Origin of the sequence: Moorena bouillonii PNG (assembly GCF_001942495.1) — a bacterium.
GTDB classification, from domain to species: Bacteria; Cyanobacteriota; Cyanobacteriia; order Cyanobacteriales; family Coleofasciculaceae; genus Moorena; species Moorena bouillonii.
In genome coordinates this window covers 7,443,760-7,453,906 of the sequence record NZ_MKZS01000001.1, presented here as the reverse complement: position 1 = coordinate 7,453,906, position 10,147 = coordinate 7,443,760, and the positions used below count along the sequence as shown (strand labels likewise).

Below are 10,147 nucleotides of genomic sequence, written 5' to 3'. Positions count from 1 at the left end.
CATCTGCTGTATCCCTTGCTACACAATGGCTATACCCGCTCTGTCCCCCCGTTAGAGCCAAAATAAAACATATCCTACATCTGAAACAGCCATGAAACAAAACACTGACAATCTCAATCCTTCTCAAGACTACTATCAAAAAAGTAATCTAGATATAGACTCTTGGTTCAAAATTACTTGGATAGATTACGAATATATTGTTAATAATCATCGATTTTTACAAATAATTGATTCATTTGGAAGTGATACGATAAAACTTTTAGATATAGGTTGTGGAACAGGAGTTTTCCCAGATTTATTAGATAAGAAAATTGATAGTGAACTCAAGCTATCATCTGATTTGCTAGATGTTTCAGACTATTGTCTGAATCAATGTAGTTCAGTGTTGAATAAATTAAAACACTTTCAGGCAAATCAAGGGTTCTTATCTTATACAGAAACTATTGAAACAGCAATTCCAAAAAGTAACTACTACGATCTTATTTGGGCAATTCATTCCTTTTATACTGTAGACATTAATAAAATTCAGGATATCCTAAAGCATATTAAGACATTGATCAAACCCAGTGGTATTTTTTTGATGTGTCAAGCAAGTTCAGATTCTTGTTACCATCAATTATATAATTTTTATCTAAAAAAATACGAACAGCCGAATAACTATAGAAGATTTATAACAGCAGAAGATATCCAATAAAACTTAGATTTACTCGAATTGCAGTACGATGTGATCGATTTTGATTATAACCATGAAATTGATTGTGAATATCGAGATTTGCTAGAAGCTTATTTAAAACAATGTATCCTTAATAATTCTGTTGATGTACTTTCCTTATTTAAAGAAAAATTATTACAGTATTTGAATCCAAAAACTAATCAATTTAGCTTTAAGCAAAAAACAAAACTGATAATTGTTAAAAAACACTAATTCAATAACTAACCATTCACGAACATCATTAACAATAGGTAAATAGCTAAAAACATCATAGTAGAGATATGAAAAAAAATTTTAATTTATGTTTGGAAATAGAATTTTTTATTAAAGTTGCCATTACTTGTGCAATTTTTCAGCAATTTTTTTACTGGGTCTTGAACGATATCAAACTCAACGTTATCAACCAGGTAGTGCTTTACTGGCTTGTCGGTTCTGTTTCATTTTATGCCATTGGTATTTTCGTCGAAAAGGTGATTAAAAAGAACGAGCAGTTGAGAGAAAAACTAAAAGCCAGGATTAAGAAAGTAAAAAAACAGCCATTCCCTGCCTTTACTGCAAAAGGAATTATTCTTGGAGAAATCAAGAGTTTCATCGCAGCACTAGTTATCCTCTATCTGGCACCAGAGATGCATCGAGGCAATGGCTTGCTTCTAAATCTGGGATGGTTCTTAATGAGAATAGTTGCTGCTGATTTCTGTTTTTATGTCTCCCACTGGTTATTCCACAGAAGGTTCTTTCAAAAAATACATCTTAAACATCATGAGTTTATTGATACCTCAAGTTTTGTCGCTGGTCATAAGAGTATCATTGAATATATTATAGTTACCATTACAGACATTTTACCTATCTTTATATTTGGATATGATATCACTCAACTATTGGCCTGGACTCTTCTAGGTAATGCTTACAACCTAGAAGGTCATAGTTCCTTGTCAATATTTTTCATTCCGTCAGATTTTCACGATCTTCATCACACTTGTTTCAAAGGAAACTATGGAATTCAAGGATTTTGGGACAGGATGTTTAAAACGTTGATCCCCCCTACCAAAAAGTCGGGAATTATGTTCCCTACAGCTTCTCTGGAAAAGATCACCATGAAGTTGTCTAAATAATTTATAGGATAACTTTAAGTAGGAACGCTAAGTTGGAAAACTACGTAGGAAAGCCAAGGATAAGTCATGAGACCAACCCCTATCCCTCCACAGCCTGGTCAAGAATCCGTTTGGGATTACCCCCGTCCCGCCCGATGGGAAGACACTAGCAAGCACATCAAGGTGATTTTTAATGGTACAATTCTGGCTGAAACCAGGCAAGCGAAGAGGGTGTTAGAAACTAGTCATCCTCCCAGTTATTACATCCCCCGAGAAGACATCAAGCTTGAACATCTGCTCGAAACACCTCGTAAAACTTTTTGCGAGTGGAAAGGCTGGGCTTGCTATTACAAGGTTTCAGTAGGTGAAAAAGAGGCAAATAATGCCGTTTGGTGTTTCTTCGATCCAACTCCTGATTTTGTCCCGATTAAGGGATATTGTTGCTTTTATGCTCGTCTGATGGATGCCTGCTATGTAGATGATGAGTTAGTCACTCCCCAGCCTGGTGAATTTTATGGTGGCTGGATCACTAAGGATATTGTTGGACCTTTCAAGGGAGAACCAGGAACAATGGGTTGGTAGACGGGTTGGTAGATTGGGTAAATAGTGGTTTACTTTTGAGAGCAGTCGAGGGGGACGATTACTTGCCCCCCTCCCAATTAGATCTGATAGATCTAGACGTGCCCGTTTCGGTTCTAACCTGAAGAAATTTACAACAACCCAGCAAAATGTAGCGGTCCAGTACCACTAATCAACTCCAACAGTAAAGCAATAAACCCAATCATAGCCAGACGACCATTCCAAACTTCTGCTGCTGTAGTCATGCCCCACTCCCACCGCTCGGGAGGGTAAATTTTGACTGTCTTTGGCGGACGAATGACCTCGGAGAGTTCACGGCTGGGTGATTCGAGAGCGTCAACTACCAAATTTGTCAAAGACTCAATAAATAGGGGATGGGTATTGAGGGCTGGTACCCGCTCAAACTGCTTAATCCCTGATTCTTCTGCTATTTCTCGATACTCAATGTCGATTTCTTGGAGGGTTTCGATATGTTCTGAGACAAAACTAATCGGGACTACCAGCAAATCTTGAGTATTCTTAGCTCCGAGTTCTTGCAAGGCATCTTCGGTGTAGGGTTGGAGCCATTCTACCGGACCCACTCGACTTTGATAGGCCAGAGTATGGGGATTGGGGCGGTTGAGGGTTTTCATAATTAAGGAAGTGCAATCCTCAATTTCTTGCTGGTAGGGGTCTCCAGCTTCTGTAACATAGCTGATGGGTACACCGTGAGCACTGAAAAAGATATGAACTTGATCGGGATTAGAAAACTTATCGAGTTCCTGAGCAATTAAATCAGCCATGGCTTGTAGGTATTGTGGCTGCTGGTACCAGGAGGGAATGACTGTGTGTTCAATCTTGCTCAGGTCTGGGTCTTCTTTCCACAGATTTTCTAGCAGACGGAAGCTAGAACCACTGGTGCTGATGGAAAACTGGGGATAAAGCGGTAAAATAACTAAGCGTTCGATACCATCGGCTTTGATAGTTGCGATCGCTTCTTCAGTGAAAGGATGCCAGTAACGCATTCCTACATATACACTGACCTCTTGCCCTTTTGTTTGCAAATGTTCCTGGAGGGCTTGAGCCTGGGCGTCTGTAATCTTCCGTAGAGGGGAACCACCACCAATTTGCTTGTAGTTCTCCTGGGAGATCTTAGCACGCTTAGTGGAGATTAGCCAAGCCAGGGGTTTTTGCAGCCACGGAAAAGGCAGGCGAATAATTTCCGGGTCAGAAAACAGGTTGAATAGAAAGGGACGAACATCCTTTAACTGATCTGGCCCACCTAGATTAAGCAATAATACCCCAACACGACCCATAGTTAACACAGCTTCCCATAACTTTCATATTTGTTACTCATTTTAACAATATATTTTTTAACTTAAATTTGCAACAAGAAACACAGATCTTTACTAAGGAGTGAGTAGTGGCAACAGTTCTTAGAGCTTGGAGTTATCAGTACCAATGGCTGTATGATAGTATTTCCCGGATCGCGGCTTTGAGCGTAGGTGGAGAGAGACGATTCCGCCAGCTACCGTTACAGGGCTTAACAATTCATTCAGGAACCAAAGTGCTAGATCTCTGTTGCGGCAGTGGTCAGGCCACCCAGTTCTTGGTGGAATTGTCTGAGCATGTCACAGGCTTAGATATTTCTCCACTATCCCTAGAGCGAGCACAACGGAATGTTCCCCAAGCCAACTATGTAGAGGGTTTGGCTGAACAGATGCCCTTTCCAGATGCTCAATTTGATATAGTTCACACCAGCGCCGCACTCCATGAAATGACCCCTGAGGTGTTGCAGCAGATTATTCAGGAGGTTCACCGGGTGCTTAAACCAGGAGGAGTGTTTACCCTGGTGGATTTGCACAAGCCAACTAATGTTTTGTTTTGGCCAGGGTTAGCCGTATTTATGTGGTTGTTTGAGACCGAGACAGCTTGGCAATTACTAGAGACTGACTTGGTCAAGGGGCTTGAGCAAGTGGGGTTTAAGGTATGCGATCGCTCTTTGCACGCAGGTGGTAGTTTACAGGTTATTCAGGTCACTAAAGGGTAAACGCCGACACTAACCAAAAAACCTACCCGAAGGGAAGGCCAAGGGCGAACAACCTTCAACCTTCAACCTTCAACCTTCAACCTTCAACCTTCAACCTTCAAACTTCAACCTTCAACCTTCAACCTTCAACCTTCAACCTTCAACCTCCCCTGCACCCAACGCCAAAGGTGAACAACCAAATAACCTTCAACTATATAATCCACCTACATATTCCCCATAACCGTTGTAAGGTAGGGTGGGTCGTTTTTCCCAGGATAAGTTAGGACCGCTACTGATGAATCTTTCTGTCGCTTGTGACCATCTCGGGTGAGGCTTATTGGGGTTAACATTTGCCTCAAAGTCATATTCATAGGAATTGATAGTATTCCAGTAGGTAGCTGGCTGGTTAGCTAAAAACTCCACTTTGACTATAGATTTTGCTCCTTTAAAACCATATTTCCAGGGCACTACCATGCGAATAGGAGCACCATGTTGCTTGGGTAATAGATGACCATAAATACCAATAGCAAAAAATGCTAGTTCGTTAGCCATTTCCTCAACACGTAAACCTTCCGTATAAGGCCAAGGTAAGGAACCAAGGTGTATGCCTGGACCAGTAGTAATTTTGCGGTCATAGTAGGAGGTAAATCGGACAAATTTAGCCTCTGAAGTAGGTTCTACTGCTGTCATCAGCGCTTTCATCGGAAATCCGATCCAGGGTAGCACCATTGACCACGCCTCTACACAGCGGAAGCGATAGATCCGCTCTTCGATCGGAAATTTAGTTTGGAGATCATCTAGGTCATAGGTTTGGGGATTTTTGACTAATCCGGTTACCTCTACCTTCCAGTCTTTGGTTGGTAAATTTTGGGCTGCTGGCCAGATCGATTTACTGCCGCCAAATTCATAAAAATTGTTGTACTGTCCAGCGAGCTCCTCATCAGTGATCGGTCTGTCAACACTGGCAAAAGCTGGATTGGTTGCTAAGGATTTGAACTTGGGTTGATTTAGGGTTTCCCAAAGAGCTTTGTCTGAGGCAGAGGAACCTTGACAACCAAGAATTGATAGCATTCCAGTGCCTAGGCTGGCACCAACTAAATTTTTGAGAAAGCGACGTCGGTTAGAATAAGCCGTTTCTGAGGTGACTTGTTGCTCTGGCAGTTCCCAGGACTTTGGTACACGAATGATGGTCATAAAGTAAGTGATATTGTTGACGGTGAGCTTTTAGCAGTCAGCCTAAACAGGCTAGTCGAGCTTATAGCTGGCAAGGGTACCTTTTCAAGTAGCCTCTTGACTGATAGCGCCAGTTAAAAGATTCAGTTATGCTTGTGCCAAGTCTAGTTAATAACTATAGTTAAAATTACTACCGCTTATTTTTTTTTATAAGGATCTATTCGGATGCCAGATTAATGTCATGACTACTAAAATAAAAATAAATAAATAAAATAAGGTAAATAAAAAAACCAGGAGAAAGCTGATGATCCGTAAAACACTAGTTATAGTAGGAATCGGCTGGATAGCTGTGGGATTGGTACCTCTTGCTTATGCTCAGTCAGGAGCGCAGTCTAGTGAGCCAAGCGGTTCAGTAACCCTGTCTGGTGACACCCTCCGCCAAGTTAATGGTCGCACGGTCTCAGACGATTATGGCACCTTTTTCCCAACATCACTAGAGCTAGAGGAAACGGAAGGCTTAGGTAACAATTTACAGCCTAAGTTCAAGGTTGGCTCAAGGGACAATGTAGACATAGTTTTTGGGGATGTCATCCAGCAGGAAGAACTTAATGTGTTTCCTCAATCCTCAACTACTCGCAATACTCAAAAAGTCCAGTTGGCGGTTCCACTTAGAGAGTAAAGGTTGAGTACAAGGCAAGTTCTAACCACTGATAGCTAAAGGGTTACTCAACCTCTGGTTCACCAGTTCAGTAGCCAGGCTAATTGCAGCCTTCATGCTAGTAGCGTTAGCAATGCCAAGACCAGCAATATCAAACGCTGTGCCATGATCAGGAGAAGTGCGCACAAACGGTAAACCGATGGTAGTATTGATCGCTCGGTCAAATGCCATAAGTTTGACAGGAATTAAGCCCTGGTCATGATAAAGTGCCAAATAAGCATCATAAGCATCATGAGCGTACTGCTGATGGTTGCCGTACCAAGCCTGACCAGGTTTTACCCAAAGAGTGTCAGGAGGTACTGGTCCATCTAATTGGATAGTCGGGCGTTGCTGGCGCTCTTGCTCTAGCCAGGGAATCAACCAATCTTGTTCTTCACAACCTAGCTGACCCTGCTCACCACTATGAGGATTTAACCCAGAAATCGCGATTCGAGGTTTTTTGATCCCAAAATCACTAGCCAAGCAGGCGATTAGTAAGTCTAGTTTACTCCCCATCAATAGTGGCGTTAAGGTGTTTGGTACTTGACTTAAGGGAATATGTGTGGTAGCTAAAAGTGTACGTAGTACCCAACCACTATGGGGCGATCGCGCTACGAACAGCATCCCAAATTGTTTGACACCAGAATACTGGGCTAGCACTTCAGTTTGACCAGGATAATCATGTCCTGCCGCTTTCCAGAGAGACTTGGCAATGGGTGCGGTCACAATACCATCAAACTGACCACGTTGGGTGAGTGCGATCGCATTTTCGAGATACACAAAACTAAGAGCACCACTAGCCGCATTACCAACACCTGGGGTGATTTGAGGCCGTTGTCCATAATCCAACTCAATGTCAATTATTGATAATGTCTCTGGGGAAGCTAAAGTAGCTACATCTTCAATTCCCTGGTGACGTAGTTGGGTGTAAGCCGCATTTAAGAGGTACCGACTGCCAATCACCGTTATCTCACAATTGCTAGTAACTTGGGAATCTGCCAATGCCTTGAGGACAACTTCTGGTCCAATGCCTGCTGGATCTCCCAAGGTCACCGCTAACCGAGGACGCCTTGATTGTGAGTTAAGTTTTCCTGTCAAAGACATGTTCTGATGGTTTGTTGACAAGTCTGACATCATTCCTGAACACTCCCGGATCCTAACCCCTTTGCTGAAATACTCTTGCTCAGGATTTCCATAGGATTGCTATATTGTGGCACCCTAGTCATGATACCTTGTAACAAAAGTACATAGGAGATCATAAAACAATGGGTACAGAAATTTTCAATGCAGCATTTTTGTCCTTCACCCTGATTCTGGTGGGTTTGGGCTTAGGCTTCTTATTACTCAAAATCCAGGGAGTGTCAGAATAGTTTCTAGTGAATGGGTTATGGGGTAACAGCTGTGGGGTTTGGTCAAGAATTCTTTCACTGTTTTCTTCCAAATCTATGGCCGATGCTGTCGCCCGCCTCAACCCATTCTCCCACACCCCTCACCGTGGGCAAAGCCTATGGAATACCCGAAAAATGAGAGATAGACAAAATTTCTGATAGAATCTTATAGAAACTTAAAGATTCCTTACTAAAATTACTATAATGAACTTGTTGGTCGTCGGTGCAACTGGCACCTTAGGAAGACAGGTGGTTCGTCGTGCACTGGACGAGGATCATCAGGTACGCTGTCTTGTACGCAGTCCACGAAAAGCCTCTTTCCTTAAAGAATGGGGAGCTGAACTAGTACAAGGCGACCTTTGTGTTCCAGAAACCCTGCCAAAAGCTCTGGAAGGGATTACAGCTGTCATTGATGCGGCAACATCGAGACCAACAGATTCTCTGACCATCAGACAGGTAGACTGGGAAGGTAAAGTTGCCCTAATTCAAGCGTCTGTTGCTGCTGGTATAGAAAGATATGTCTTTTTCTCAATTCTGGGAAGTGAGAATTTTCCTTATGTCCCACTAATGGAAATAAAACACTGTACAGAACTATTTCTGGCAGAATCAGGATTGCCACACACAATCTTGAAACCAAGTGGCTTTATGCAAGGCTTAATTGGTCAGTATGCGATCCCGATTTTGGATGGACAGGCGGTTTGGATTACTGGAGAAACTTCTCCCATCGCCTATATGAACACCCAGGATATTGCTAAGTTTGGCATTCGTGCTCTGGAAGTTCCAGAAACAGTAAATCAGACATTCCCGGTTGTGGGAACCAGAGCCTTTAGTACCTACGAAATCATTAACCTGTGTGAGCGGTTGTCCGGTAAAGATGCTAAAATAGCCCGACTCCCAATAAATTTTTTGCGGGGTATGCGGCGATTCGTGAGATTTTTTCAGTGGGGCTGGAATGTGGCAGATCGGCTTGCCTTTACTGAGGTGCTAGTGAGCGGTAAACCTCTGGATGCACCGATGGAAAAGGTATATGAGGTCTTTGGCCTAGACCCTAAGGAAACCACAACTTTGGAAGAATATCTAAAAGAATACTTTAACCGGATTATGAATAAGCTCAAAGAAATCGATTACGAGAAAGCTAAAAAGAAGTCTAAGAAGAGGACTCCTTTTAAATCTAAATCCTAGATATTTCCTGGAAAATCCATAAGCGCGAGGTTTTGGGGAGCCAGTGGGGCATTCATTTGGTCTCAACGGGGCTTACAAAGTGCAGACGCAAGCCTGAGTACGCAGCCGGTCCCCATAGCGCGACTGCATCAAGACATGACCTGATTAAATGACAATTGTCCATGATGTTCGGTGATAATTTAATCCAAGTAGTTCAAGACGGGGACTGGTGAGTATACCAAAAGCAGGCATTATCTACAACGACCTTAAACCAATGGCTTGTAGCGTTGCTGAAGAGTTGCACAACCAATTGAGGACTGCGGGTTGGGAAGTGTGTATGGCGACAGGGGTTGGGGGAATTCTGGGTTATTCGAGTCCTGAATCACCAGTGTGTCATACACCGATGGACAAACTAGCCCCCCCTGGTTTTGATGACCAGATGGCTTTCGCCATTGTATTGGGGGGAGATGGTACAGTACTAGCCGCTTTTCGCCAAGTGGCTCCCCAAGGGATCCCTGTGCTAACAGTGAATACAGGTCACATGGGTTTCTTAACAGAGACCTATGTCAATCAGTTGCCTTCTGTCTTGGAACAGGTCATGGCACAAGAGTACGCTATAGAAGAACGGTCGATGCTCTCTGTCCAGATCCTGCGAGATGAGAGGATTTGGTGGGAGGCACTTTGTTTAAATGAAATGGTATTGCACCGGGAACCGTTGACGAGTATGTGCCATTTTGAGGTACAAATAGGACATCACGCACCAGTGGATATTGCAGCTGATGGTATTATTGTTTCCACACCCACTGGCTCTACTGCCTATTCTCTAAGTGCTGGAGGACCAGTATTAACTCCTGAGGTACCGGTGTTGCAACTGTTGCCCATCTGTCCCCATTCTTTGGCATCTCGGGCATTAGTCTTTGCCGACACAGAGCAATTAACCATTTTTCCCGCCACTCCTAATCCTATGGTGATGGTGGTTGATGGAAATGGTGGTTGCTACGTAATACCAGAAGATAAAATAAAAGTTAAGCGATCGCCTTACTCTGCTCGATTTATCCGTTTGCAAGCACCAGAGTTTTTCAGAGTTTTGCGAGAAAAGTTGGGGTGGGGACTGCCGCACATTGCTAAACCTACCTCTGTGGAGTTGCCTTAGAGCCTAAATCCATGTAACCAGAAAATGGTGTTTCTGGTGGTGTCTGGTGGTGTCCGATATCCATAATATTTAATCGGTGAAACGCAACTTCGGATCAGGGGGGCTTGTGGAACGTTTGCCCCGGTAAGATAGGAGTATCCACCAGCAACTGGCTATTCACGGTCGGTACTTAGGCAATCAACCCA

General features: G+C 43.1%; 11 protein-coding genes. 8 read left to right on the top strand and 3 right to left on the bottom strand.

What is annotated here, in order from left to right; all coding sequences use genetic code 11:
- Window positions 1–91 precede the first annotated feature (91 nt).
- The 3 genes from BJP37_RS30385 to BJP37_RS30370 all read left to right on the top strand — a co-directional run bounded on the left by BJP37_RS30385 (window position 92) and on the right by BJP37_RS30370 (window position 2,385).
- Complete coding sequence (locus BJP37_RS30385) at window positions 92–694, top strand: class I SAM-dependent methyltransferase (RefSeq protein WP_075904505.1); 603 nt, start codon at window positions 92–94, stop codon at window positions 692–694.
- Window positions 695–993: 299 nt separating this feature from the next.
- Entirely contained in the window at window positions 994–1,824 is an 831-nt protein-coding gene (locus tag BJP37_RS30375) for a sterol desaturase family protein (RefSeq protein ID WP_075904501.1), read from the top strand.
- Window positions 1,825–1,890: 66 nt separating this feature from the next.
- Window positions 1,891–2,385 carry a DUF427 domain-containing protein gene (locus BJP37_RS30370; RefSeq protein ID WP_075904499.1) on the top strand — a complete coding sequence of 165 codons (495 nt, stop codon included), beginning with the start codon at window positions 1,891–1,893 and terminating at the stop codon, window positions 2,383–2,385.
- Between the two features lie 128 nt (window positions 2,386–2,513).
- Here the strand turns inward: BJP37_RS30370 and hemH are convergent, their stop codons facing one another.
- Window positions 2,514–3,677, bottom strand: a complete 1,164-nt coding sequence (hemH, locus tag BJP37_RS30365; RefSeq protein WP_075904497.1) for a ferrochelatase — start codon at window positions 3,675–3,677, stop codon at window positions 2,514–2,516.
- 107 nt (window positions 3,678–3,784) lie between these two features.
- Here hemH and BJP37_RS30360 point away from each other — a divergent pair, with 107 nt between their 5' ends.
- A complete protein-coding gene (locus tag BJP37_RS30360; protein ID WP_075904495.1) occupies window positions 3,785–4,411 on the top strand; it encodes a class I SAM-dependent methyltransferase in 627 nt (208 codons plus the stop codon).
- Between the two features lie 186 nt (window positions 4,412–4,597).
- On the opposite strand, the gene msrP is transcribed toward BJP37_RS30360, so the two are convergent.
- Window positions 4,598–5,584: a protein-methionine-sulfoxide reductase catalytic subunit MsrP gene (msrP, locus tag BJP37_RS30355; RefSeq protein WP_075904493.1), complete on the bottom strand. Its 987-nt coding sequence runs from the start codon at window positions 5,582–5,584 to the stop codon at window positions 4,598–4,600.
- Window positions 5,585–5,867: 283 nt separating this feature from the next.
- Between msrP and BJP37_RS30350 the strand changes: the two genes are divergently transcribed.
- Complete coding sequence (locus BJP37_RS30350; protein WP_075904491.1) at window positions 5,868–6,242, top strand: hypothetical protein; 375 nt, start codon at window positions 5,868–5,870, stop codon at window positions 6,240–6,242.
- 21 nt (window positions 6,243–6,263) lie between these two features.
- Here the strand turns inward: BJP37_RS30350 and pdxA are convergent, their stop codons facing one another.
- A complete protein-coding gene (pdxA, locus tag BJP37_RS30345; protein WP_143727871.1) occupies window positions 6,264–7,364 on the bottom strand; it encodes a 4-hydroxythreonine-4-phosphate dehydrogenase PdxA in 1,101 nt (366 codons plus the stop codon).
- A gap of 161 nt (window positions 7,365–7,525) precedes the next feature.
- Here pdxA and petM point away from each other — a divergent pair, with 161 nt between their 5' ends.
- From petM to BJP37_RS30330, 3 genes are all read left to right on the top strand, one after another.
- Entirely contained in the window at window positions 7,526–7,630 is a 105-nt protein-coding gene (gene petM / locus BJP37_RS30340; RefSeq protein WP_063747919.1) for a cytochrome b6-f complex subunit PetM, read from the top strand.
- Between the two features lie 222 nt (window positions 7,631–7,852).
- The gene (locus BJP37_RS30335; protein ID WP_075904486.1) at window positions 7,853–8,830 is read left to right on the top strand and encodes an SDR family oxidoreductase; all 978 of its coding nucleotides are present in this window, start codon (window positions 7,853–7,855) and stop codon (window positions 8,828–8,830) included.
- A 214-nt stretch (window positions 8,831–9,044) separates the two neighbouring features.
- Window positions 9,045–9,962 carry an NAD(+) kinase gene (locus BJP37_RS30330; RefSeq protein WP_075906617.1) on the top strand — a complete coding sequence of 306 codons (918 nt, stop codon included), beginning with the start codon at window positions 9,045–9,047 and terminating at the stop codon, window positions 9,960–9,962.
- The last annotated feature ends 185 nt before the right edge of the window (window positions 9,963–10,147 follow it).

Coding starts and splice junctions, on each gene's coding strand:
- BJP37_RS30350 (WP_075904491.1), top strand. CDS start 5,868: ATGATCCGTAAAACACTAGTTATAGTAGGAATCGGCTGGATAGCTGTG.
- petM (WP_063747919.1), top strand. CDS start 7,526: ATGGGTACAGAAATTTTCAATGCAGCATTTTTGTCCTTCACCCTGATT.
- pdxA (WP_143727871.1), bottom strand. CDS start 7,364: ATGTCTTTGACAGGAAAACTTAACTCACAATCAAGGCGTCCTCGGTTA.
- msrP (WP_075904493.1), bottom strand. CDS start 5,584: ATGACCATCATTCGTGTACCAAAGTCCTGGGAACTGCCAGAGCAACAA.
- BJP37_RS30370 (WP_075904499.1), top strand. CDS start 1,891: ATGAGACCAACCCCTATCCCTCCACAGCCTGGTCAAGAATCCGTTTGG.
- BJP37_RS30335 (WP_075904486.1), top strand. CDS start 7,853: ATGAACTTGTTGGTCGTCGGTGCAACTGGCACCTTAGGAAGACAGGTG.
- BJP37_RS30385 (WP_075904505.1), top strand. CDS start 92: ATGAAACAAAACACTGACAATCTCAATCCTTCTCAAGACTACTATCAA.
- hemH (WP_075904497.1), bottom strand. CDS start 3,677: ATGGGTCGTGTTGGGGTATTATTGCTTAATCTAGGTGGGCCAGATCAG.
- BJP37_RS30375 (WP_075904501.1), top strand. CDS start 994: ATGAAAAAAAATTTTAATTTATGTTTGGAAATAGAATTTTTTATTAAA.